At 67.6% G+C, this 21,943-nt stretch carries 23 protein-coding genes and 2 tRNA genes; 12 read left to right on the top strand and 13 right to left on the bottom strand.

The annotated features are described in order from the left end of the window. Nucleotides 1–11 precede the first annotated feature (11 nt). The 7 genes from F5X71_RS00215 to F5X71_RS00185 all read left to right on the top strand — a co-directional run bounded on the left by F5X71_RS00215 (nucleotide 12) and on the right by F5X71_RS00185 (nucleotide 8,960). The gene (locus F5X71_RS00215) at nucleotides 12–479 is read left to right on the top strand and encodes an FHA domain-containing protein FhaB/FipA (RefSeq protein ID WP_014980860.1); all 468 of its coding nucleotides are present in this window, start codon (nucleotides 12–14) and stop codon (nucleotides 477–479) included. Then, nucleotides 476–1,960, top strand: a complete 1,485-nt coding sequence (locus F5X71_RS00210; RefSeq protein WP_167460118.1) for a PP2C family protein-serine/threonine phosphatase — start codon at nucleotides 476–478, stop codon at nucleotides 1,958–1,960. Before F5X71_RS00215 ends, F5X71_RS00210 begins: the two co-directional genes overlap by 4 nt. Then, nucleotides 1,960–3,450: an FtsW/RodA/SpoVE family cell cycle protein gene (locus F5X71_RS00205; protein WP_167460117.1), complete on the top strand. Its 1,491-nt coding sequence runs from the start codon at nucleotides 1,960–1,962 to the stop codon at nucleotides 3,448–3,450. The genes F5X71_RS00210 and F5X71_RS00205 overlap by 1 nt, the downstream gene beginning before the upstream one ends. After that, the gene (locus F5X71_RS00200; protein ID WP_167460116.1) at nucleotides 3,447–4,913 is read left to right on the top strand and encodes a peptidoglycan D,D-transpeptidase FtsI family protein; all 1,467 of its coding nucleotides are present in this window, start codon (nucleotides 3,447–3,449) and stop codon (nucleotides 4,911–4,913) included. The genes F5X71_RS00205 and F5X71_RS00200 overlap by 4 nt, the downstream gene beginning before the upstream one ends. A 31-nt stretch (nucleotides 4,914–4,944) precedes the next feature. Further along, the gene (locus F5X71_RS00195) at nucleotides 4,945–6,465 is read left to right on the top strand and encodes a serine/threonine-protein kinase (RefSeq protein WP_167460115.1); all 1,521 of its coding nucleotides are present in this window, start codon (nucleotides 4,945–4,947) and stop codon (nucleotides 6,463–6,465) included. Further along, entirely contained in the window at nucleotides 6,462–8,366 is a 1,905-nt protein-coding gene (gene pknB / locus F5X71_RS00190; protein WP_167460114.1) for a Stk1 family PASTA domain-containing Ser/Thr kinase, read from the top strand. The genes F5X71_RS00195 and pknB overlap by 4 nt, the downstream gene beginning before the upstream one ends. A 174-nt stretch (nucleotides 8,367–8,540) precedes the next feature. Further along, nucleotides 8,541–8,960 carry a CBS domain-containing protein gene (locus tag F5X71_RS00185; RefSeq protein ID WP_167460113.1) on the top strand — a complete coding sequence of 140 codons (420 nt, stop codon included), beginning with the start codon at nucleotides 8,541–8,543 and terminating at the stop codon, nucleotides 8,958–8,960. Here F5X71_RS00185 and F5X71_RS00180 read toward each other — a convergent pair. Then, nucleotides 8,957–10,087, bottom strand: a complete 1,131-nt coding sequence (locus F5X71_RS00180; RefSeq protein ID WP_167460112.1) for a dihydrofolate reductase family protein — start codon at nucleotides 10,085–10,087, stop codon at nucleotides 8,957–8,959. The two genes, F5X71_RS00185 and F5X71_RS00180, sit on opposite strands and share 4 nt — an antisense overlap. Then, nucleotides 10,084–10,728, bottom strand: a complete 645-nt coding sequence (locus F5X71_RS00175) for an aminodeoxychorismate/anthranilate synthase component II (protein ID WP_167460111.1) — start codon at nucleotides 10,726–10,728, stop codon at nucleotides 10,084–10,086. The genes F5X71_RS00180 and F5X71_RS00175 overlap by 4 nt, the downstream gene beginning before the upstream one ends. Before the next feature lie 178 nt (nucleotides 10,729–10,906). Here F5X71_RS00175 and crgA point away from each other — a divergent pair, with 178 nt between their 5' ends. Both crgA and F5X71_RS00165 read left to right on the top strand, forming a co-directional pair. After that, on the top strand, nucleotides 10,907–11,170 hold the full coding sequence (gene crgA, locus F5X71_RS00170) for a cell division protein CrgA (RefSeq protein ID WP_167460110.1): 264 nt from the start codon (nucleotides 10,907–10,909) through the stop codon (nucleotides 11,168–11,170). Between the two features lie 119 nt (nucleotides 11,171–11,289). Then, nucleotides 11,290–11,772, top strand: a complete 483-nt coding sequence (locus tag F5X71_RS00165) for a PH domain-containing protein (protein WP_167460109.1) — start codon at nucleotides 11,290–11,292, stop codon at nucleotides 11,770–11,772. 77 nt (nucleotides 11,773–11,849) lie between these two features. On the opposite strand, the gene F5X71_RS00160 is transcribed toward F5X71_RS00165, so the two are convergent. Both F5X71_RS00160 and F5X71_RS00155 read right to left on the bottom strand, forming a co-directional pair. After that, nucleotides 11,850–12,716, bottom strand: a complete 867-nt coding sequence (locus F5X71_RS00160) for a rhomboid family intramembrane serine protease (RefSeq protein ID WP_167460108.1) — start codon at nucleotides 12,714–12,716, stop codon at nucleotides 11,850–11,852. Between the two features lie 4 nt (nucleotides 12,717–12,720). After that, nucleotides 12,721–13,248: a peptidylprolyl isomerase gene (locus tag F5X71_RS00155; RefSeq protein ID WP_167460107.1), complete on the bottom strand. Its 528-nt coding sequence runs from the start codon at nucleotides 13,246–13,248 to the stop codon at nucleotides 12,721–12,723. Between the two features lie 127 nt (nucleotides 13,249–13,375). Here F5X71_RS00155 and F5X71_RS00150 point away from each other — a divergent pair, with 127 nt between their 5' ends. Continuing rightward, a complete protein-coding gene (locus tag F5X71_RS00150) occupies nucleotides 13,376–13,588 on the top strand; it encodes a hypothetical protein (RefSeq protein ID WP_167460106.1) in 213 nt (70 codons plus the stop codon). Here F5X71_RS00150 and F5X71_RS00145 read toward each other — a convergent pair whose 3' ends face one another. From F5X71_RS00145 to F5X71_RS00135, 3 genes are all read right to left on the bottom strand, one after another. Continuing rightward, nucleotides 13,589–14,437: an ABC transporter permease gene (locus F5X71_RS00145; RefSeq protein WP_167460105.1), complete on the bottom strand. Its 849-nt coding sequence runs from the start codon at nucleotides 14,435–14,437 to the stop codon at nucleotides 13,589–13,591. Then, nucleotides 14,434–15,432, bottom strand: coding sequence for an ATP-binding cassette domain-containing protein (locus F5X71_RS00140; RefSeq protein WP_167460104.1), 999 nt, complete (start codon nucleotides 15,430–15,432; stop codon nucleotides 14,434–14,436). The genes F5X71_RS00145 and F5X71_RS00140 overlap by 4 nt, the downstream gene beginning before the upstream one ends. Nucleotides 15,433–16,359: 927 nt before the next feature. Then, nucleotides 16,360–17,289 carry an acyl-CoA dehydrogenase family protein gene (locus tag F5X71_RS00135; RefSeq protein WP_167460103.1) on the bottom strand — a complete coding sequence of 310 codons (930 nt, stop codon included), beginning with the start codon at nucleotides 17,287–17,289 and terminating at the stop codon, nucleotides 16,360–16,362. Nucleotides 17,290–17,533: 244 nt separating this feature from the next. On the opposite strand from F5X71_RS00135, the gene F5X71_RS00130 reads away from it, so the two are divergent. Together F5X71_RS00130 and F5X71_RS00125 are read left to right on the top strand one after the other, a co-directional pair. Further along, nucleotides 17,534–18,238, top strand: a complete 705-nt coding sequence (locus F5X71_RS00130; protein WP_167460102.1) for a YoaK family protein — start codon at nucleotides 17,534–17,536, stop codon at nucleotides 18,236–18,238. Nucleotides 18,239–18,290: 52 nt separating this feature from the next. Continuing rightward, nucleotides 18,291–19,487, top strand: coding sequence for a hypothetical protein (locus F5X71_RS00125; protein ID WP_167460101.1), 1,197 nt, complete (start codon nucleotides 18,291–18,293; stop codon nucleotides 19,485–19,487). On the opposite strand, the gene F5X71_RS00120 is transcribed toward F5X71_RS00125, so the two are convergent. The 6 genes from F5X71_RS00120 to F5X71_RS00100 all read right to left on the bottom strand — a co-directional run bounded on the left by F5X71_RS00120 (nucleotide 19,484) and on the right by F5X71_RS00100 (nucleotide 21,932). Next, a complete protein-coding gene (locus tag F5X71_RS00120) occupies nucleotides 19,484–19,654 on the bottom strand; it encodes a DUF6374 family protein (protein ID WP_167460100.1) in 171 nt (56 codons plus the stop codon). The genes F5X71_RS00125 and F5X71_RS00120 overlap by 4 nt on opposite strands. Nucleotides 19,655–19,705: 51 nt before the next feature. After that, complete coding sequence (locus F5X71_RS36755; protein ID WP_238815644.1) at nucleotides 19,706–19,813, bottom strand: DLW-39 family protein; 108 nt, start codon at nucleotides 19,811–19,813, stop codon at nucleotides 19,706–19,708. Nucleotides 19,814–20,004: 191 nt separating this feature from the next. After that, nucleotides 20,005–20,077, bottom strand: a tRNA-Ala gene (locus F5X71_RS00115). Nucleotides 20,078–20,219: 142 nt separating this feature from the next. Then, nucleotides 20,220–20,293, bottom strand: a tRNA-Ile gene (locus tag F5X71_RS00110). Between the two features lie 197 nt (nucleotides 20,294–20,490). Next, a complete protein-coding gene (locus tag F5X71_RS00105) occupies nucleotides 20,491–21,732 on the bottom strand; it encodes a tyrosine-type recombinase/integrase (RefSeq protein ID WP_167460099.1) in 1,242 nt (413 codons plus the stop codon). A 2-nt stretch (nucleotides 21,733–21,734) separates the two neighbouring features. After that, on the bottom strand, nucleotides 21,735–21,932 hold the full coding sequence (locus tag F5X71_RS00100) for a helix-turn-helix domain-containing protein (protein ID WP_167460098.1): 198 nt from the start codon (nucleotides 21,930–21,932) through the stop codon (nucleotides 21,735–21,737). Nucleotides 21,933–21,943 lie beyond the last annotated feature (11 nt).

The raw sequence follows: 21,943 nt of genomic DNA, 5'->3' as shown, positions 1-21,943 counted from the left end.
GGTGGAGCGCCGTGCAGGGACTGATCCTGCAACTGACCCGTGCGGGGTTCCTACTGCTGTTGTGGTTGTTCGTGTGGGCGGTGCTGCGCACCTTGCGCAGCGACATCTACGCGGCATCCGGCATTCGGATCCAGCCCAGGGCCGCACGCGGTTCCGCGGTGCTGCCCTCCTTCAGCCGGGGCCAGAAGGGCGCCAAATTTCTTGTGGTGACTCAAGGTTCACTCGCCGGCACCCGCATCTCGCTAGGCACCCAACCGGTGCTGATCGGGCGTGCGGACGATTCCACGCTGGTGCTCACCGATGACTACGCTTCGACCAGACATGCGCGACTGTCTCCCCGCGGCGACGATTGGTACGTCGAAGATCTCGGTTCGACGAACGGCACCTATCTCGATCGCGCGAAAGTCACCACTGCCGTGCGGGTTCCGCTCGGCACCCCCGTCCGTGTCGGCAAAACAGTGATCGAGCTGCGATCGTGACACTCGTTCTCCGCTACGCAGCGCGCAGCGACCGCGGTCTCGTCCGAGGCAACAACGAAGACTCCGTCTACGCGGGCGCACGGCTGCTCGCGCTCGCCGACGGCATGGGCGGCCACGCCGCGGGCGAGGTGGCCTCGCAGCTGATGATCGCCGCGCTGGCGCATCTGGACGACGACGAGCCCGGCGACGACCTGCTCGGCAAGCTCGACGCGGCGACGCGGGAGGGCAATGCCGCGATCGCCGATCAGGTCGAGGAGGAGCCCGAACTCGACGGGATGGGCACCACGCTCACCGCGATCCTGTTCGCGGGCAAGAAGTTGGGCCTGGTCCATATCGGTGACTCCCGCGCCTATCTGCTGCGCGGCGGCGAACTCGCCCAGATCACCAGGGACGACACGTTCGTGCAGTCGCTGGTCGACGAGGGCCGGATCACCCCCGAACAGGCACACACCCATCCACAGCGCTCGTTGATCATGCGCGCGCTCACCGGCAACGAGATCGAGCCGACGCTGATCATGCGGGAGGCGCGCGCGGGCGATCGCTACCTGCTGTGCTCCGACGGGCTCTCCGATGTGGTGAGCGATGAGACCATCGCGAACACCATGCGGGAGGGTTCCACCGACGAATGCGCCGACCGCCTCATCGAGCTCGCGTTGCGCAGCGGCGGCCCGGACAACGTCACGGTGGTCGTCGCCGATGTGATCGATCTCGACTACGGCCAGAGCCATCCGATCGTCGCCGGTGCGGCGTCCGGGGTGGACGAGGACACACCGCCGCCGAATACCGCGGCGGGCCGGGCGGCGGCGATGCGGCCGCCGCGCGCCGCCCCGCGCCGGGCGGCGGCCGCTCCCGAGCCGGAGACCAAGGGCAAGTCGCACCGGCTGCGCTGGATCATGCTCGCGGTGGCGCTGGTCGTCGCGGTCAGCGTCGGCTTGCTGGTCGGCTACAAGATGATTCGCAGCAACTACTACGTCGGGGCCGACAACGGCTCGGTGGTCATTCTGCGCGGGTTACCCGGTTCGGTACTCGGTTACTCCATCCACGACGTGAACCTGGTCGGCTGCGTCACCAAGACCGGTGAGCTGTCGCTGGTGAATCCGGGCGCCGATCTACCATCGGCGTGCAAGCAGCTGAAGGTCACCGATCTCAAGCAGACCGGACGGGAACAGGTCGACCGCGGGCTGCCGCCCGGGTCACTGGACCGGGCCAAGGAGCAGATGCGCTCCATCGCGCAGGGCGAGTTGCTGCCGCCCTGCCCGGTGAAGGAGTCGGTGCCGCAGCCGGGTGTGCTGCCGCAGCCGGCCGAGCCGCAGCCGCCGTTGCCGCCCGCCACCAGCAGCGCCCCCACCACCACCGCCGAGCCCGCGCCGGGCCCCGGCGATCCCAAGGGCTCCACCACCCCCACCCCGACCAAGTCGGAGGCCCCGGTTCCGCCGTCGAACCCCCAGATCGCGGGGGAGAACTGCCGGGTGACGGACTGATGTCCGCACCGGCACCGCCGTCCGCTGGGGCTTTTCCCAGTCCTCCCGGCGGCTTCGCTCCCGCGCCCCCGCCGAGCACTCGACGCAATGTCGAATTGCTGCTGCTCGCGGGCGCGGCAGTGATCACCACGGCCGCGTTGTTCCTGGTCGAGGCGAGTCAGGAGCAGTCGCTCACCTGGGATATCGCCAAATACGGTGCCGCCTATCTCGGTTTGTTCGGCGTGGCCCACCTCGCGGTGCGGCGCTTCGCCCCGTTCGCCGACCCGCTGTTGCTGCCGATCGTCGCGCTGCTCAACGGGCTCGGCCTGGTGCTGATCCACCGGCTCGACCTGGCCGATCAACAGACCGCGATCTACAACTCGTGGTCGCTGCCCTCCCCCGACGCGAACAAGCAGATCCTGTGGACCGGGCTGGGCATGGTGGTATTCGTTGTGCTGCTGATCGCGTTGCGGGACTACCGCACGCTGGCGCGCTACAGCTACACCCTCGGCCTGGTCGGGCTCATCGCGCTGGCCATGCCCGCGCTGCTGCCGAGCCGGTTCTCCGAGATCAACGGCTCCAAGAACTGGATCAAGGTGCCGGGCTTCAACATTCAGCCCGCCGAGTTCGCGAAGATCCTGCTGATCATCTTCTTCGCCTCGGTACTGGTGGCCAAGCGCGACCTGTTCACCGCGGCCGGGCGGCATCTGCTCGGCATGGAGTTCCCGCGCGGGCGCGACCTCGGCCCGATCGTGGTGGTCTGGATCGTCTGCGTCGGCGTGCTCGTCTTCGAGAAGGACCTCGGCACCTCGCTGCTGATCTTCGGCACCGTGCTGGTGATGCTCTACATCGCCACCGAGCGGGTGGGCTGGCTGATCATCGGCGGCGCGCTGCTCGGGCTCGGTTTCGTGTTCGCCTATCAGACCTTCGGGCACGTCCAGGTGCGCACGCAGACCTGGTTGCACCCGTTCGACGACTACAACAACACCGGCTACCAGATCTCGCAGTCGCTGTTCGGCCTGGCCACCGGCGGCCTGGCGGGCACCGGCCTCGGGAGCGGCAGGCCCAACCAGGTGCCCTTCGCCAAGACCGACTTCATCATCACCACCATCGGCGAGGAACTCGGCCTGATCGGGCTCACCGCGGTGCTGGTGCTCTTCCTGGTGTTCATCGTGCGCGGCCTGCGCACCGCGCTCGCCGTGCGGGACAGTTTCGGCAAGCTGCTCGCGGCCGGGCTGGCGTTCACCATCGCGATCCAGCTGTTCGTGGTCGTCGGCGGCGTCACCAAGCTGATTCCGCTGACCGGTCTCACCACGCCGTTCATGTCCTACGGCGGTTCCTCGCTGCTGGCCAACTACGCGCTGCTCGCGTTGCTGATCAAGGTTTCCGACGCGGCGCGCGCACCCGCGCCCGCCCGTAAGAGCGTGCCCGCCGCGCCGATCGCGGACGCGACGACCGAGTTGCTGCGCAAGCCGGACGGCGGCCGACCGGAAGCGGGGCCTGCGACATGAACACTCCCCTACGCCGAGTCGCGATCGCCGTGATGGTGATGATCGTGGCGCTGCTGTTGAACGCCACCTACGTCCAGGTGATCAAGGCCGACGATCTGCGCACCGACCCGCGCAACAACCGGGTGCTGCTCGACGAGTACTCGCGCCAGCGCGGGCAGATCTCCGCGGGCGGCACGGTGCTGGCCAACTCGGTGGCCACCGACGACCGCTACAAGTACCTGCGCACGTACCCGACCTCGCCGGAGGCCTACGCCCCGGTCACCGGCTTCTACTCGATCCAGTACAAGACCACCGGACTGGAGCGGGCCGAGGACTCGGTGCTCAACGGTTCGGACAGTCACTTGTTCGGGCAGCGGCTGGTCGACATGGTGTCCGGGCGCGACCCGCGCGGCGGCAACGTGATCACCACCCTCGACCCGGCCATGCAGCAGGTCGCCTACGACCAGCTGACCAGCAAGGGCTACACCGGCTCGGTGGTCGCCATCGAGCCGAGCACCGGCAAGATCCTCACCATGGTGTCCACGCCGAGCTACGACCCGAACCTGCTGTCCGGGCACGACGGCGCGAGCGGGACGAAGGCATGGGAGGAACTCAGCGCCGACGAGCGCCAGCCGATGTTGAATCGCGCTGTCTCGCAGACCTATCCGCCCGGCTCCACGTTCAAGGTCGTGGTCACCGCCGCGGCGCTGGCGAACAACATCGCGACCCCGGAGGACCAGTTCACCGCGGCGCCGAACATCACGTTGCCCGGCACCAGCACCACGCTGGAGAACTACAACGGGACCAACTGCGGCCCCGGCCCGACCGCCTCGCTGTATGACGCGTTCCGGCTCTCCTGCAACACCGCCTTCGCCGAACTGGGCGTCAAGGTGGGCGCCGCGAATCTCAAGGACGAGGCCGCCGCCTTCGGCATCGGCACGCACCGCGACATCCCGATCCCGGTCGCCGAGGGCACCGTCGGCCCCATCTCGGACAACGCCGCGCTGGCGCAGAGCAGCATCGGGCAGCGCGACGTGGCACTGACCCCGTTGGACAACGCGGTGATCGCCGCGACCGTGGCCAACGGCGGAGTTCGGATGCAGCCGTACCTGGTCGACCAACTGCAGGGACCTGACCTCAGTGAGTTGTCGAAAACCAAGCCGGTCTCGGTCGGCCAAGCGGTCAGCGCACAGGTAGCGTCTTCGCTGACGAATCTGATGATCGCCTCGGAAAGCAACACCGCCGGAGGTAACAAGTCCCGCTATCAGATCGCTTCCAAGACCGGCACCGCCGAGCACGGCAGCGATCCACGCAAAACCCCACCGCACGCCTGGTACATCGCCTTCGCGCCCGCCCAGAATCCGAAGATCGCCATCGCGGTGGTCGTGGAGAACGGCGGCGACCGGGCGCTGGCCGCGACGGGCGGCTCGGTGGCCGCGCCGGTCGCGCGTGCGGTGCTGGACGCCGGTCTGCGAGGGGGCTGAACGAGATGGATGTGCGAGTGAAGGTACGGGGATGCTGAACAACGGTGCGATGATCGCCAACCGCTATCGGCTGCAACGGCTGATCGCGACCGGCGGCATGGGCCAGGTCTGGGAGGCGCTGGACACCCGGCTCGATCGCCGGGTGGCGGTCAAGGTGCTCAAGTCGGAGTTCTCCGCCGACCCGACGTTCCGGCATCGGTTCCGCACCGAGGCCAAGACCACCGCCCAGCTGAACCACCCCGGGATCGCGGGGATCTACGACTACGGCGAGACCACCGACCCGCAGGGCAGTGAAACCGCCTACCTGGTCATGGAATTGGTGCAGGGCGAACCGCTGAACACGGTGCTGAACCGGCTCGGCAGGCTCTCGGTCGGCCAGGGCCTGGACATGCTCGAGCAGACCGGGCGCGCGCTGGACGTGGCGCACCGGGCCGGGGTGGTGCACCGCGACGTGAAGCCGGGCAACATCCTGGTGACGCCGACCGGTCAGGTGAAGATCACCGACTTCGGCATCGCCAAGGCCGTCGACGCCTCGCCGGTGACCAAGACCGGCATGGTGATGGGCACCGCCCAGTACATCGCGCCGGAGCAGGCGGTCGGCGAGGACGCGACCGCCGCCAGCGACGTGTACTCCCTCGGCGTCGTCGGCTACGAGGCGCTCGCGGGCACCCGGCCGTTCAGCGGCGACGGCGCGATCACCGTCGCGATGAAGCACGTGCGTGAGGCGCCGCCGCCGATGCCGGGCGATCTGCCCGGCAACGTGCGCGAGCTGATCGAGATCACCATGGGCAAGGACCCGAACCTGCGCTACGCCAGCGGCGGCGAGTTCGCCGACGCCGTGGCCGCCGTGCGCGCGGGTCGCAGGCCACCCCCGCCGCGTGCCGGTGCGGCGGGGACGCCGCTGACCGGTGCCACCCGGGTGCTGCCGCCCGGCCCGACCGTCGTATTGCCTTCCGCCCCTGCGGATTTCGATGGCGCGACGGTGCGCTACTCAACGCCCGCCGGCGGCGCGCTTGGCCAATCGGGCCACGCCACCGGCGCGGCGCCCGCGACCATGCTCAACCCCGGCACCGGCGGCAACCAGGTGCCGCCGGACCGGAACAAGGGCTTCACCTCGACGCAGAAGTGGACCGCGGCCGGTGTCGCCGCCGGTGTGCTGCTCGTCGCCACCGTCGGCTACCTGATGTTCGGCGGTGACACCAACCCGACCAAGAATCCGGCGCCGACCACGACCTCGGTCCCCGCGCCGAAGCCGCCGCCACCGCCGCCGGTGACCAGCACGACGACGCCGAAGCCGCTTCCGCCGCCGCCGACCACGGTCGAACGGACCACCACCACGGAACCGCCGACCACCACGCCCGAGCCGACCACCACCACCCCGACACCGACCACGACGACGCCGTCCACCAGCAGTAAACCGACGACAACCGCGCCGAGCACGACCCGGCCGCGGGTGCCGACGATCGACATACCGTTTCCGGAGATTCCCGGAGCCCGAGGCCCCTCTGGCTCCTTCAGCGCGCCCGCTACTTCTTCGCAAGGACAACCATGACGACCCCGAAGAATCTCTCCTCCCGCTACGAGCTGGGCGAGATCATCGGGTTCGGCGGTATGTCCGAAGTACACAAGGCACGCGATCTACGGCTCAGCCGTGATGTCGCGATCAAGGTGCTGCGCGCCGACCTGGCTCGCGACCCCACCTTCTACCTGCGGTTCAAGCGGGAGGCCCAGAACGCCGCCGCGCTGAACCATCCGGCCATCGTCGCGGTGTACGACACCGGCGAGGCCAAGGTCGACGACGGCCCGCTGCCGTACATCGTGATGGAGTACGTCGACGGCGAGACGCTGCGTGACATCGTGCGCGGCAAGGGTCCGCTGCCGCCACGCCGGGCCATGGAGGTCATCGCCGACGTCTGTGCCGCACTGGATTTCAGCCACAAGGCCGGCATCGTGCACCGCGACATGAAGCCGGCCAACATCATGATCAACCGGGCGGGCGCGGTGAAGGTGATGGACTTCGGCATCGCCAGGGCGATCGCCGACAGCTCCAACCCGATGACCCAGACCGCCGCGGTGATCGGTACCGCGCAATATCTTTCCCCCGAGCAGGCGCGCGGCGAGACCGTCGACGCGCGCTCGGACGTGTACTCCGTCGGCTGCGTGCTGTTCGAAATCCTCACCGGTGAGCCGCCTTTCACCGGTGACTCGCCCGTCGCGGTGGCCTACCAGCATGTCCGGGAGGACCCGCGGCTGCCCTCGCACGTGCATCCCGGGGTGCCGCGCGAGCTCGACTCGGTGATCCTCAAGGCGATGAGCAAGAACCCGGCCAACCGCTATCAGAGCGCGGCCGAGATGCGCGCGGACCTGATCCGGGTGCTCGGCGGGCAGAAGCCCAGCGCACCGATGGTGATGACCGACGAAGACCGCACCACCGTTTTCGGCAACAACGAGCCCGCGCCGCGCAGCTACCGCACCGTCGAGCGCAACGACGACACCTCCGAGCAGGCGTCGGTGGATCCGGGCGGCCCGCGCCGCACGGTCTATCTCACGATCGCCGCCGCTGCCGCGGTGGCCGTCGCGTTCACCCTGTTCTGGGTCCTGATCGGCCCCGGCAGCAAGCCGGATCAGGTGACGGTGCCCGATGTCGCCGGCAAGTCCTCGCAGCAGGCGATCGACGCGTTGCAGAAGGCCGGCTTCGCCGTCGCGAGCTTCCCCAAGCCCGACAGCAAGGTGGCGACCGGCAATGTCATCGCGACCCAGCCGCTCGGCGGTTCGCGGGCCGACAAGGGCAGCACCATCACCGTGCAGGTGTCCACCGGTCCCGCCCAGGTGCAGGTGCCCAAGCTCGACGGCCTGACCCAGGCCGAGGCCGAGGCCGAACTGCGCAAGAGCGACCTGCAACTGGATCCGAACGTGCCGCGCAAGCCGTCGAGCACGCAGGAGAAGGACAAGGTCATCGCGCAGGAACCGTCGGCGGGCTCGCGGGTGGACATCGACCAGGCGATCGTCGTGACGCTCGGGTCCGGCCCGGAAACCACCCGGGTGCCGAACGTTGTCGGTCAGGACATCGAGGTCGCTCGGCCCAACCTGGTGGACAGTGCCGGTTTCAAGATCACGATCGAGAAGGTGCCCTCCACCCGCCCGGTCGGCGAGGTGCTCGCGACCAGCCCGTCCGGCGGTTCGACGGTCGAGAAGGGCTCGACGATCGTCGTCCAGGTGTCCAGCGATCAGATCAAGATGCCGTCGCTGACCGGACTCACCGTCGGCCAGGCGGTCGACAAACTGCGCGCGGAGGGCTGGACCGGCACGCAGAGCCAGATCAGCCAGTCGCCGCAGGGCACGTTCGACGCGGGTAGCGTCGGCCGCATCATCACCCAGGCGCCTGCCGCGGGCAGTTCGATCCCGAAGAGCGGTGCGGTGCAGGTCGGCGTCGGCGTGCTCGGGCCGCCGTAGTCGCCTGATATCCAGTCCACGTCGACGAGCGGGCCTTCGGGCCCGCTCGTTCTGTTTTCGGCAGTTGGCGCAAAGCACCGACCAGTCGGTGTGTTCGGCGGCAGAATTGGCTGTGCTCTGTCCGAATCATGTGCTCCGTCCGAATCAGCAGTGCTGAGCAGCGAGGAGGAACCGATGACGACCGCAAGGGACATCATGAAGCCCGGCGCGCAGTGGATCGCCAAGGACGAAACCGTCGGAAAGGCCGCCCGCGTTATGGCCGAACTCGGCGTCGGGTCGCTGGTCATCGCCGACGACAGCGACCGGATGTGCGGGATCATCACCGACCGCGACATCGTCGTGAAGTGCATCGCGCAGGGTCGCTCGCCCGCCACCACTCGCGCGGCCGAGCTCTGCGCCGCGACGCCACGTTGGGTGGCCGCCGACGCCGACATCGAAGTGGTGCTCGACGAGATGGAAAGCCACCGGATCAAACGGATGCCGGTGATCGAGAACAAACGGCTGGTCGGCATGATCAGCGAGGCCGATCTAGCCCGTCACCTCGACGACAATCAGCTCGGCGAGTTCGTCACCGCGGTCTACGGGCGGCCTTAGTTCAGGTCCAGGTGGCGGTTCATCGACATCGCCTCCTGCGCAAGCTCGCTCAGCTCGACCACCTCGACCCCGTGCGTGCGGAGCTTTTCCACGCCGACACAGTTGGTCACGAACGTCGGCGGTTCGCGCCAGGCCAGCACCACCCGGGGAATGCCCGCCCGCAGGATCCGATCGGTGCACGGCAGCCGGGTCGCGGTGCCGCGCTGCGAACACGGTTCCAGCGTGGTGTAGATCGTGGCGGCGGCCAGCCGGGGATCGTCCGGATCGAGCTTGTTCAGCGCCGACTCCTCGGCGTGCACCTTGTCGTCGGTTTCGCGCGAGTAGCCGGTCGCGATCTCCACACCGTCGGCGACGATCACCGCTCCGACGGAGAAGGCGGTGGTGCTCGGCGGGCACTGCCGCGCCAGCTCGATCGCCCGCCGCAGAAAGCGGTCGTCCTGCTCCGCCGGGAGCGGGCTCGACTTCGGGCGATAACGCAGCACCGCCACATCGCCGACCTGGTCGACCTCGACCAGGCGCATCCTGCGGTGCGGCGCGCCGGGAAACGCTGCCGGATCGAGGAATCGGGGCGCCTCGGGATCGCCTACCAGGAGGGGAGCGATCGCGAGGTGCAGTTCGTCGGCCAGATCGGCGGCCAGGAACGCGGTGTGGATGCGGGTGCCGCCCTCGACCATGAGGCGGGCGATGCCGCGGTGGCCGAGGTCGTCGAGCAGTGCGCCGAAGTCGAGTTCGGCGCCGAGCGAGCGGACCTCGGCCAACCCGGACAGGCGTTCCCCGATCCGCGCCGCGCCCGCATCGGTGGTGTAGACGAGCTTGTCACCGCCGTGCCGCCAGAACCGCAGCCCGGGATCGAGGTCGCCGCTCGCGGTGACCGTGATCTTCACCGGATACTCGGGCTTGCCCGCCGCGACCCGGGCGGCTCGGCGCGCGGCGCTGTCCACCAGCAGCCGCGGGTTGTCCCGGCGCAGCGTGTGCGCGCCGATCAGAATCGCGTCGGACTCCGCGCGCACCTGATCGACTCGGTCGAAATCGGCGGGCCCGGACAGGCGCAGGCGGTCTGGGCTCGCGTCATCGATGTAGCCGTCGACGCTCACCGCGACGGACAACAGCACATGGGGACGAGTCACTGCAGCACCAGCGCGGCGACCTCCGCCTCGAGCATTTCGACCAGCCCCTCGGCGGGACGTTCACCACAAACGCCGAGCCAGTTGGCCAGCATCCGGTGCCCGCCCTGGGTCAGCACCGATTCGGGATGGAACTGCACGCCCTGAATCGGCAGGGTGCGGTGCCGCATCGCCATCACGATGCCGCTCTCGGTGCGGCCGAGCACCTCGATCGCCGCGGGCAGGGTCTCCTCCAGCACGGTGAGCGAGTGGTAGCGGGTCGCGGTGAACGGATCGGGCAGCCCGGCCAGCACGCCCGCGCCCACATGGAACACCGAACTGGTCTTGCCGTGCAGCAGTTCCGGGGCGCGGGTCACGGTCGCGCCGAACGCCTCCCCGATCGCCTGATGCCCGAGGCACACGCCGAGCAGCGGGACCGCGTGCCGGGCGCAGGCGCGCACCAGCTCGATGCTGGCGCCCGCACGATCGGGGGTACCGGGTCCCGGACTGATCAGGATCCCGTCGAACTGGGCGACCACCGCGTCGGCATCGGCCAGCTTCGGGTCGTCGTTGCGCCACACGATGGCCTCGGCACCCAACTGTCCGAGGTATTGGACCAGGTTGAACACGAAGCTGTCGTAATTGTCGACGACCAGAACACGCATGCTCTGAGATTACGTCCCCGCATGACACCACGTCGCATCCAATACCAGTTGGGATAGCCTAGAGGCACACCGGAGGGCAGCCAGAGCCTTGTCCACAGCGGCGAGCGAGCTCGGCAAACCACTCGGCACACCGCGTTAGCCCGCCGGTACCGACCTGAACGCCGAACACGAGGACGTCATGCCGAAGTCGAAGGTCCGCAAGAAGACCGACTACACGATCAACCCCGCCAGCCGGACTCCGGTGAAGGTCAAGGCCGGACCCTCACCGGTCTGGTACGTGACCATCATGCTCGGTTTCATGCTCGCCGGGCTGGTCTGGCTGCTCGTCTACTACATCGCCGCCGATCACATCGGCTGGATGGCCGACCTGAACGCGTGGAACTTCCTGATCGGATTCGGCCTCATGGTCGTCGGTCTGATCATGACCATGCGGTGGCGTTGACACCACATCTGGGTGTTCGAAGGTGACGCGGACACCACATCTGGATTACAGACGTGTCATTCATACACACCTGTGGATGAACCTGTGGACAACTCGAGCAGCACTGGGGAAAGTGGCCCGTGACGTCTGAATCTCCTGCTCAACGGCCTGGTGACAACTCACCGCAGCTGGCCTGGACCACGCCGACCTCCGCGCTCGTCGCGGTAACGGGCGGCGGCGTGCTGCTGGCCGTGGCCACGATCTTCGCCGGCGACGCGCCTGCCCGATTGCTCATCGGCCTCGCCGCGGCCGGTCTGCTCGGCCTGGCCGGGCTCGGCTTCCGGCAGCGCCCACGACTCAGCGTGGCGCCGGGCCCGCAGCCGCGAATGGTGGTCCGCACGCTGTTCGGTCCCACCGGCTACACCCGTGAGCAGATCATCCGGGCGCGCGTCGTCGACTACCGCCGCCTCGGCCGCAAGATGCCGATGCTGGAGATCGACGTCAACCACGACGACACCGAGCGCCTGCTCATCTTCGGGCGCTGGGATCTGGGCACCCGCCCCGACGAGGTGCACGCCGCCCTGGTCCGCGCACTCGGCTTGCGGGGCAATACGACACGCTGACGCGCGTGCCCGGCCGGGTCGCTCGCGCACCGGCGCCGAGCGACCCGGCCGTGTTTCACGTGAAGCCGTAACCCCGGTCAGGTCAGCGACATCGCCGTCGCACCGGTGACCGCGACCGAGACCAGCGCGACCACGGCCACCGCCGCCCAGCCGATCAGGCGCGCCGCCTGCGGAGACTTCGCCCGCAGCCAACCCGGCAGGAACAGAATGCCGAGCGTCGCCAGCGTGCCCGCCGCCAGCCCGCCCAGGTGACCCCACAGCGAGATACCGGGCAGCGAGAAGCTGATGAACACGTTGATGGCGATCAGGATCAGCATCTGGTTCGGGTTCTGCCGCAGCCGGATCAGGATGACGGTGATCGCGCCGAACAGGCCGTACACCGCGCCCGATGCCCCCGCGGTGGCGCTGTCCTGGGCGAACACCATGACCGCGGCACCACCGCCGAGCAGCGACACCAGATAGACCGAGAGATAGCGCAGCCTGCCGAGCACCAGCTCGGCATCCCGGCCGATCACATACAGCGCGAACATGTTGAGCAGCAGATGAATCGGGCCGTAGTGCAGGAAGCCCGACCCCAGCACCCGCCACCACTGACCGTCGGCGACCGCGGGCGGATACAGCACCCAGCGCACGAACAGTCGCGAGACCTGGTTGTCCACCAGGCTCTGGGACTGGGCCGCCGTCACCGCGAAGACCGCGACGTTGATCGCGATCAGCGCGTAGGTGACGAACGGTAGCGAGGCGCGCGGCGCCGGCGCGCCCGCGACGGTGCGCACCGGGGCCACATCACGCTGGCCCTGGCGCAAGCAGTCGACGCAGTGCTGGCCGACCGACGCCGGACGCAGGCATTCCGGGCAGGACGGCCGTCCGCAGCGTGTGCACGCCAGACCGGTCGGACGATTCGGGTGACGGACGCACGTGGGTGCGGGCGGCTGAACGGTCATAATCTCATTCGATCGTGATCTTGGTGATTTCCACGGGTTCCAGTGGACGGTCGTTGCGATCGGTCGGCGTCGTTGCGATCGCGTCGATCACCTTGCGCGAGTCCGGATCGAGGACCTCACCGAAGATCGTGTGCTTGCGGTTGAGGTGCGACTGCGGGCCGACGGTGATGAAGAACTGCGAACCGTTGGTCGCCGGTCCGGCGTTGGCCATCGCCAGCAGGTAGCCGCGATCGAAACGCAGCTCCGGGTGGAATTCGTCGCCGAACTCGTAGCCCGGCCCGCCGCGGCCGGTGCCGGTCGGGTCGCCGCCCTGAATCATGAACCCGGCTATCACCCGGTGGAAGACGGAGCCGTCGTAGAACGGCCCGCTGCTGCCACCGCTCGCGTTCGCGGCGGAGTAGTCGGCCGAGCCGTCGGCAAGGCCGATGAAGTTGCGGACCGTCTTGGGCGCGTGGTTACCGAAGAGCGAGATCTTGATATCGCCGCGGTTCGTGTGCAGCGTCGCCACAGCAGTCTGATTCGGTGAGGTCACGCCGCAATGCTACGGTCCCGCCGCGCCGATCCCGCGACGCGGCGGCCGGAGTCGCTCGTTTCGACCCGCGACAAACCGCTGAGCTGGAGATACTGCATGAACCACGCGGTTGTGCCAGCATGGGCGAATGACCTTGGGGCGCCTGCATGTATCCGCACGTACTCGGTACCGGCTGCTCGGCGCGGCGGTCGTCGCACTGGCGGGCGCCGTGGCCTTGCTGATCCGCGGCAGGCGGCCGCAACCGCCGGCGCCCGCACCGGAGCCGCCGCGGATCGGCTACTCCCGCAACGGCTCCGCGCCGACCCCCGTCGCGGGCGCCGGCGCGGAGAACGGGCGTTGATCAGCGGCTGACGGTCTTCTTGTACTGCCGGATCGCCAACGGCACGAACACCACCATGATCACCACCACCCATACCAGCGTGGTCGCGACCGGATGCCGCAGCGACCACGCCGCCGGGGTGGGCGCCAGTGGGCTGGTGTTGCCGAACAGATCGCGCGTCGCCTGGGTCAACGCGGACACCGGATTCCACTCGGCGACCACGCGCAGCACCGACGGCAGCTTCTCGCTCGGCACGAAGGTGTTGCCGATGAAGGTCAGCGGGAAGACCACCATGAAGCTGGCGTTGTTGAACACCTCGGGCGTGCGCACCAACAGCCCGACCACCGCCATGATCCAGGACACCGCGTAGGCGAACAGCAGCAACAGCGCGTAGGCCAGGACCGCGTCCAGGAACGAACCGCGAATCCGCCAGCCGACCACCAGTCCGGTCAGTGACATCACGGTCAGGCTGACCACGTTGATCACCACGTCGCTGAGGGTGCGCCCGATCAGTACGGCCGAGGGAGCCATGGGCAGGGATCGGAACCGATCGATGATGCCCTTCTGCATGTCCTCGGCCAGTGCGGCGCCGGTGAAGGACGCGCCGAAGACCACCGTCTGCGCGAAAATGCCCGCGATCAGGAATTCCCGGTAGCCGCCCGACATGCCGGGCACGTCGATCGCCGCGCCGAAAATATAGGCGAACAACAGCACGAACATGATCGGCGACAGCGTCGAGAAGATCAAAACGTCGGGCACTCGTTTGATCTTGATAACGCCGCGCTTGGCAATGGTCAGGCTATCGCTGGTGACAATGGCCAGCTTCGCGCTGATCGAGGACCGGTCGAGGACCGGAATCGCCGCGGTCATCGGGACTTTCCTTCCGTGGTTTCCAGCTCGCCCGTGCGGTCGCCGTTGACGAGTTCTTCGGCTTCGTGCCCGGTGAGGGCGAGGAACACGTCGTCGAGCGAGGGACGACGCAGGCCGACGTCGTGCAACTTCACGTCGTTCTCGGCCAGCCGGTTGATCGCGGCGACCAACGCCTGGGAACCGTCGGACACCGGCACGGTGATCCGCCGCAGCCCCGGCTCGACGTGAATCTCCCCGTCCGCCAAGCCTTTCAGCACCTGCGAGGCGACCTCGAGGTTGTCCACGTGATCGACCGTCAGCTCGATCCGGTCGCCGCCGACCATGGTTTTGAGCTCGTCGGCGGTACCGCGCGCGATGACTTTTCCGTGGTCGATCACCGCGATGGCATCGGCAAGCCGGTCCGCCTCGTCCATGTACTGCGTGGTGAGCAGCAGCGTGGTGCCGCCCGCCACCAGCTCCTCGATGACATCCCACAGGTCGAGCCGGGCCCGGGGATCGAGGCCGGTGGTCGGCTCGTCGAGGAACAGCACCGGTGGGTTGGCCACCAGCGCGCCCGCCAGATCGAGGCGCCTGCGCATGCCGCCGGAATAGCCTTTCACCGGGCGGTCCGCGGCGTCGCTGAGCCGAAAACGGTCGAGTAGTTCGCGCGCGCGTTCCTTACTGCGCTGCACACCCATGTGATAGAGCCGCCCGACCATTTCCAAATTCTCGAAGCCGGTCAGATATTCGTCGACGGCCGCGTATTGCCCCGACGCGCCGATCTTCGAGCGCAGGGCACGTGGTTGCGCGAGTACGTCGATACCCGCGACGGTGGCCCGGCCCGCGTCCGGTATCAGCAGCGTGCTGAGCACCCGGACGGTGGTGGTCTTACCTGCGCCGTTCGGTCCGAGCAGCGCGGTGACGGTCCCCTCGGGGACGGTGAGGTCGAGGCCGTCGAGCGCGACCAGCCGGCCGTATCGTTTGACCAGCCCCTCGGCGACTATTGCGTCGGGCATGACTCTCCTGGGATCAGTGGATTTCATAGGATGTATTTGCGCGACGCCGGTAGATCCGACGTCGGCCAATTCGCGTGATCGGGTCGCTGGCCGATTCTCGTGTCAGTATTGCGCGACCCACCGACAAGTTCATCCGATTTGTTCGGTGCCCGAGTCGCGAGAAAAGCCGCCTGCCGTCGCGCGCGATTACCCGAAACCGGAAACCATCCTTCTCTCTACAGAGTACGGAGTTCTTGGCCGGGCGCACAGCCCCCTTCGTGCGCATCGCCGAGACAAACGAAGGCCGCACCTCGATCCAGGCGGTGCTCGGGGGTGCCGGATCGAAGTGCGACCGGTTATATGGTCACGCCGGAGCCCCCGCGCAGTCGTGCGTAGCGCACTACCCGAATCACCACCGGGCGCTACTCGACCCGACGTGCGGCGACACCAAACCGACCGGGCGAGTAGAACATCCACCGGCCCATGCCCGACGAGGCGACACCGCGGTCGCACCGGCCCACGGCCGACGAACACGCCGTCCGGCACCGACACGCGACACCGGCGTTGCTCGAACACGGCGAACCCACCCAATTCGACAGCGATGCGCGACACACAGAGACCGGTCGGCATGTTCTGGCCGGGACGGCTATTGCCGGACCGCTTTACCGGGAACAAGGGTATCGACCTGGGGAACAGCGGATTTGGCAAACACCAGGCCACCTCCGCGTCAGGTATGCCCGAGTGGATTCCGTCGCGGAAACGAGCCCCGACTCCGGGAAAGATCACGCGCCAGGAAAAACTTCAGAAAGTGGCGCTCCCCACGCACACACAATCGCGAATCATCGCGTAGGATCATTCACGTCGGCCCCTCCCCCCCGGGCCGACCTTACGCGGGCCTCGGCTAACTCCCCCCCTTCGCCGAGGCCCGCTCCCCATTTCTGGAGCAGGTCAGCTCGGCCGCTCGACCGCCGACAGCACCGATCGCCAGGCCGTTGCCAGCCGCTGCTCGCGCACCCGTCCGGCGACCGCGAGCAGCGGACGATCCCGCGCCCAGCGCTCCCGAGTCAGCGAATCCGCCGACTCCCACCGGGAATCGAGTTCGTCCACCAAGCACCGCAGGTACTCGAACACGGCCCCGAGGGCGATATGCACACCGGGCGATCCGGGCGCATCGATGTCCAGCCCGCGCACCGCCGCGACGCCGGCCAGCAGTCGTTCGAGTACCGGCCGCGGCCACCCGGCGGCCCGCGCCACCCGCACCAGCCAGCCGAGCGCAGCCGCGAGCACGTGGATGTCCTCGATGGTGCGAAACGGCTTGAGGTAGTCGAGGTAGCCGTCACCCGGTAGCACCGTGGCCACGGCATCGGTCAGGTTCACCGTCGCGTGCGGGATCTCCGGCGCGAACGGGGTCGCGGGCAGGCTCGTCACCCGCACACCCGGCTGCGGCAGCTCGACCACGGTGGCGCGCAAACGATTCCGGCCATCCAGGTCGGCGCCGACACTGGCGATCACCACCAACCGATGGGCCAACATGCCCAGCGTCGCAAAGGTTTTCGTGCCATTGAGCCGGGTTTCGCCGTCCACTTCGGTCACCGTCGTCTCGATCGCCGCCGGATGCCCGCCACCGGACTCCGTCGCGCACAGCGCGACCAGCTCGTCGGAGGCCAGGTCGGGAATCAGCGTGCGCACCGCCTCCTGATAGCCGGACAGGAACGCGTAGCCGAGCCGGTCGGCGCCGAACCCGCCGGCCAGCGCGATATCGACCGGCTTGGCGAAACGATTCGCCGCCACCCGATGCCGGGTCCAGGCCGCACCGACATCGTCGAGCGGGGCGGTGGGCAGGGGTTCGGTCAGCAGGAAATCGAGCACGGAATCCACCTGTGCACGGTAACGGCAGGGGTGGACTTCTTGCCTCGGTTCGACTGGCGGCCCGCTCGACCGGCTCTGGTGCCCACCCGCGGCCACGGGCTAGTCGTTGCGAGACTCCTGCCCTCCGATCTCGCGTGCCGCCTGTCACACCGGCGGGTAATCGTCGGGCAACTCACCGCGCCGCAGGTGTCCGCGCCGAGGCGCAGCAGGTATCACTGAGGAGAAACATCCGCCGCCAAAAGGAGTCTGAGCTGTGCCTGGACCTGACGAAGCGCGTAAGCGGGCACTGTTCGACAACGAGGCGAGATTGTCCTGGGTGCTGGCCGCACTGGCCGGTTTGATCGGCGCCGCGGCGTTCATGCACACCGCGGGCTACTTCGTCACGTTCATGACCGGCAATACCGAGCGCGCCATCCTCGGGCACTTCCACGACCAGAAGGACACGGCGATGGCGGCCCTCGGGCTGCTGGGTTCGTTCGTCGGCGGCGTGGTGGTCGCCTCCTGGTGCCGGCGGCACTATTGGTCCGGGCATCCGCACGGTCCGACGCTGCTGACCACCCTCAGCTTGGCCGTCGCCTCGATCATCGACCTGGCCCGCATCCAGAACGCGCCCGACATCGACTTCGTGCCGATCCTGTTCGTCGCCTTCGGTGTCGGCGCGCTCAACACCTCGTTCGTGAAGGACGGCGAGGTATCGGTGCCGCTGAGCTACGTCACCGGAACGCTGGTGAAGCTGGCCCAGGGCATCGAGCGCCACATCAGCGGCGGTGACTACGCGGACTGGCTCGGCTACTTCCTGCTCTATCTGAGCTTTTCGCTCGGCGCGCTGCTCGGTGGCCTGCTCAGCATGCTCGTCGCGGGCTGGGCGATGTTGATCACGGCGACCGCCGTGTGCCTGATCGTGACCGGCTACACCTACCTGCACCTCGATCGGCACGGCCCGCTCTCCCACGATTGACCCCCGTGGTTTTCCCCTGCGACCGCTCGCGCGCCGCGGTTATGGTGGCCGCGTGGAGAATATCGGGAGCGATGCCGACCAGTTCGCGGCGCTCGTCTTGCAGCAGCTGACCGCCGAGGGCGAAGTAGGGGCCGAATACGACCCGCAGGAATTCGTCATTCGCCTGACCAGCGGGTGGAAGCTGTTCCTCGGCAACATCTTCCGGGAAGCCAACGACCTGCCCGCGGACGAACGCACCGCCCGGATCACCCGCTTCCTCAGCAGCAGAAGCGAAGCACCGGCCCTTCCCGGCTGGCCGCAGGTGCGTTCGTCATTGCGGCCCATCCTGCGCTCGGAAACCTTCGGCATCGGGAGCACCGACGCCGACGACCCGCGCCCGATCACCCGCCCCGCCCTGCCGTTCCTGAACGAACTCGTCGCGGTCGACCTGCCGAGCTCGCGCTCCATCGTCAACGAGCGGACCATCGAGCAATGGGGCGTCGACGCCGCAGAGGTGTTCGCCGCCGCGCGCGAAAACCTCACGGCGCTGGTCGGTTCCGGTGGATTCAAGGAACCCGGCGTGCTGTTCTTCGACGACGACGGTGACGGCTACTGCACCTCATGGCCGCTGATCCCGGGCTGGCTCGCCGGTTGCGGCGACGGCACCCAGCGCCCGATCGCCTTCGTACCCGAGGTGGACCGATTGATCATCGCCCCGGACGGCGACGATCTCGGCCCCCTCTTCGAATACGTCGAGCAGCAATACCGTGAGGCGGCCCGGCAGATCTCACCGCAGGGCTACACGGTCGACGACGCGGGCGCCGTGATCCCGCTCGACCAGTCCCCCAGGCACCAGCACCTTCCCTTCGTGCAGCGCGCCCGCTGCGGTTTGGCGCTGACCGAATACGAGGCGCAGGGCAGCGCCCTGACCGAGCAGCTCGACACGCACCTCGCGCTGCAGACCCGCGATGGCGAAATCGACGGCGCGTTCGTGGGGTCGGTCATGTACATCGGCGCCGACAGCGGTCCCTACACCGTCACCATCTGGGGCGAAGGCGTCGAGTACTTCCTGCCGGAAGCCGATTACGTGATGTTCTGCGTCGACGAGCAGGGCGAGAAGTCCGTCCTGTTCACCGTCCCATTCGCGGCGGTTGTCGATATCGTCGGGCTCACCCCCATACCGGACCTGACGCCGCCTCGCTACGAGATCCGGCACTGGCCCGACGCCGAGGTCCGTGCCCGGCTGGCGGCTGCCGCGGTCGAACCCTAGTCCCGCGTCAGCTCGAGGTAGACGCGCAGGCCCTCGGCGATCTTTCCCGCCGCGTGCTCGAGCTGCTCGGGCGGCAGCTTCTTCCCGAAGGCTGCCGCATCGAGCAGCTGTTCACGAACCTGTTCGAGGTTGATCCTGGCCCGATCCCGGCGCGAAAGGTGTGGCACGGCCCAGACCCTACCTCGAGTCGAACTGATGTTCGAGAGGTCGAGCGGAGGTCAGCGGGTGGTGACCTCGTGCCACATGTCCGCGTCGCCGCGCTTGCGCAGCTTCGAAATCCCGACCAGAACAGCGATCACAGCACCCGCGACAACCAGAATCTTCATGCTCCCCACCCTACTGTGCGCCGCGGGCACGCGACCAGATCCCAGCCACCGCGACCCCGACTTCGCTTCGGCCACAACAGATCACCGCTACATCCGGTCACCGGGCTTGCCGACGGACGACGCCTAGTCAGCAGGAGAAAGCAATCGGGGCAAGGTTCACCAACCTTGCCCCGCATCCGCATATTTCGCTGTGGAGCCTAGGGGAATCGAACCCCTAACCCCTGCCTTGCAAAGGCAGTGCTCTGCCAATTGAGCTAAGGCCCCAAATCATCGCTCGCCGCACACCACGCCGATCGACCCCGCAACGGTACCTTCCCGCCGTCGGCACGGTCAAAACAGACCCTCACCAGCCCACGAAACGAACAAGGCCCATGCTCGTCGAGAGCACGGGCCTGAAATGAAAGGGTGGGCCTAGGAGGACTTGAACCTCCGACCTCTTCGTTATCAGCGAAGCGCTCTAACCGCCTGAGCTATAGGCCCTTGTCGTTTGAACAGCCCTTGTCGTGACTGCCTTGAAGTATCGTACAGATCCCGCTGCGGTGCACCAAAACGGCTGGTAGAAGCACCGCACGCGTCAGGGTGCACGTACGAGAAACGGAGCGCCCGAGGTGATCGATGGGTTCTGATCACCGGTCCGGACGCTCCGTCAGTTGCTCGTAGGCAGCGAAAAGGCAGCATCAGCCGACTACGGCTCCGATGGATGCGGTTCCGTCGTCGCCGTCCTCGTCGTCACCGAGGGCACCTCTCACCGCGTCGTAGTCGTCCTGGCGGCGAATGTAGAAGGCCATGGTGGTGGTCATCTTCTCGTGCCCCATCACTTTGGCGATCTTGTGGGGTTCGACCCCTTCGTCGGCAAGCCAGGTCCCGTAGCAGTCGCGCAGATCATGGAACCGCAGCCCGCCAGCTTCGTTCGCGGCCACGTGTTTGACCGCCTGTTCGTACTTGCCGAACACTTCCGAGGCCACCGAGCCATCCTCATCCATCCAGACCGCCTCGTAGCCGTCGCCGACCTCGCAGACCTCACCGAGAAGACCCGCGCGCACCAATGCCGGACGCCAGATCCGAGCCCGGAACAGTCCTCGCCGCAGGGGTGCGCCTGCCTCGTTGGCGAAGATCAAGCCTCGGTCGCCACGAGGGTGTTCGGCCATGAATCCGCGCAGCTCGGTCACGACCCAGGCCGGGAGCGGAATGGTGCGCCGACCCGCCGCAGACTTGGGGAATGGCTTGAACTCGGTATGCCCGCCGACCTCGGTCACGGTGCGGATCACACGCACCAATCCCCGATCGAGATCTACCGCGTCTTCGCACAGTCCGGCGACCTCACCCCAGCGCAGTCCGGCGAATGCGGTCAGCGCGACCATGGCCCGGTGCCGTTGCGGGACGATAGCGGGCAGCAGCTGTTGCCGAACTTCATCACGGGTCAGAATCCGCGCTTCGTCCTTGTCGGTCTTGCGGCGACGCGGCACCTTCACGCCCTCGGTGGGATCGACCCCGATCAACCGATTACGAACCGCGGAACGCATCACCCCCGACATCAGCCGCTTGCACTCGGCAACCGTGGCCGGGGAACGCCGCGACGACAATTCGGTGATCCACTGCTGCACCGAAAGATGATCGACCTTGCCCAGCTGCCAGTCCGACCACTGGGCCAGCACATGGGTACGCATGATCGACTCATCACGCCCGGTCGTCGTGCGTTCATGGTTCCAAGTCTTCATCCATGCCTGGGCGTGCTCACCGAAGCGGGTACGCCCGGCATGCGGTGAGACGTAGGTACCGGTGGACTTGGCGACCTCGACCTGAGCGAGAAACGACTTGGCTTCGCGCTCGGTGCCGAAGGTCTTGGACCGTTGCACGCCGGAAGGCTCGCGCCAGAACGCTTTCCACTTCCCCGCTTCGGTCTTGTCGATAAATCCCATGGTTATGCCACCTCCGGCAATGTGCAGTCTTCAAGCCAGGTATCGAAGGTCTTGCGCGGAACGACCCACCGACGACCCACCCGTTTGGCCGGGACCTCACCATCGTTGATCGCCCGATAGGCGTTGTTGCGCGACATCCCCAACAGGTCTGCCACCTCTTGCACCGTGTACGTCGCTCGCTGAGCCTGACCTAGTCGCATCCCCTTCTCCT

It is taken from the genome of Nocardia brasiliensis, from assembly GCF_011801125.1.
GTDB lineage: Bacteria > Actinomycetota > Actinomycetes > Mycobacteriales > Mycobacteriaceae > Nocardia > Nocardia brasiliensis_C.
Note: the sequence above shows the minus strand (reverse complement) of the source record. Positions and strands in the feature narration are given on the sequence as shown.

Bases quoted from the DNA above. Each gene is read 5' to 3' on its own strand.
- F5X71_RS00205 (WP_167460117.1), top strand. From the start codon at position 1,960: ATGTCCGCACCGGCACCGCCGTCCGCTGGGGCTTTTCCCAGTCCTCCC.
- F5X71_RS00200 (WP_167460116.1), top strand. From the start codon at position 3,447: ATGAACACTCCCCTACGCCGAGTCGCGATCGCCGTGATGGTGATGATC.
- F5X71_RS00195 (WP_167460115.1), top strand. From the start codon at position 4,945: ATGCTGAACAACGGTGCGATGATCGCCAACCGCTATCGGCTGCAACGG.
- pknB (WP_167460114.1), top strand. From the start codon at position 6,462: ATGACGACCCCGAAGAATCTCTCCTCCCGCTACGAGCTGGGCGAGATC.
- F5X71_RS00185 (WP_167460113.1), top strand. From the start codon at position 8,541: ATGACGACCGCAAGGGACATCATGAAGCCCGGCGCGCAGTGGATCGCC.
- F5X71_RS00175 (WP_167460111.1), bottom strand. From the start codon at position 10,728: ATGCGTGTTCTGGTCGTCGACAATTACGACAGCTTCGTGTTCAACCTG.
- crgA (WP_167460110.1), top strand. From the start codon at position 10,907: ATGCCGAAGTCGAAGGTCCGCAAGAAGACCGACTACACGATCAACCCC.
- F5X71_RS00160 (WP_167460108.1), bottom strand. From the start codon at position 12,716: ATGACCGTTCAGCCGCCCGCACCCACGTGCGTCCGTCACCCGAATCGT.
- F5X71_RS00150 (WP_167460106.1), top strand. From the start codon at position 13,376: ATGACCTTGGGGCGCCTGCATGTATCCGCACGTACTCGGTACCGGCTG.
- F5X71_RS00145 (WP_167460105.1), bottom strand. From the start codon at position 14,437: ATGACCGCGGCGATTCCGGTCCTCGACCGGTCCTCGATCAGCGCGAAG.
- F5X71_RS00140 (WP_167460104.1), bottom strand. From the start codon at position 15,432: ATGCCCGACGCAATAGTCGCCGAGGGGCTGGTCAAACGATACGGCCGG.
- F5X71_RS36755 (WP_238815644.1), bottom strand. From the start codon at position 19,813: ATGAAGATTCTGGTTGTCGCGGGTGCTGTGATCGCTGTTCTGGTCGGG.
- F5X71_RS00105 (WP_167460099.1), bottom strand. From the start codon at position 21,732: ATGGGATTTATCGACAAGACCGAAGCGGGGAAGTGGAAAGCGTTCTGG.
- F5X71_RS00100 (WP_167460098.1), bottom strand. From the start codon at position 21,932: ATGCGACTAGGTCAGGCTCAGCGAGCGACGTACACGGTGCAAGAGGTG.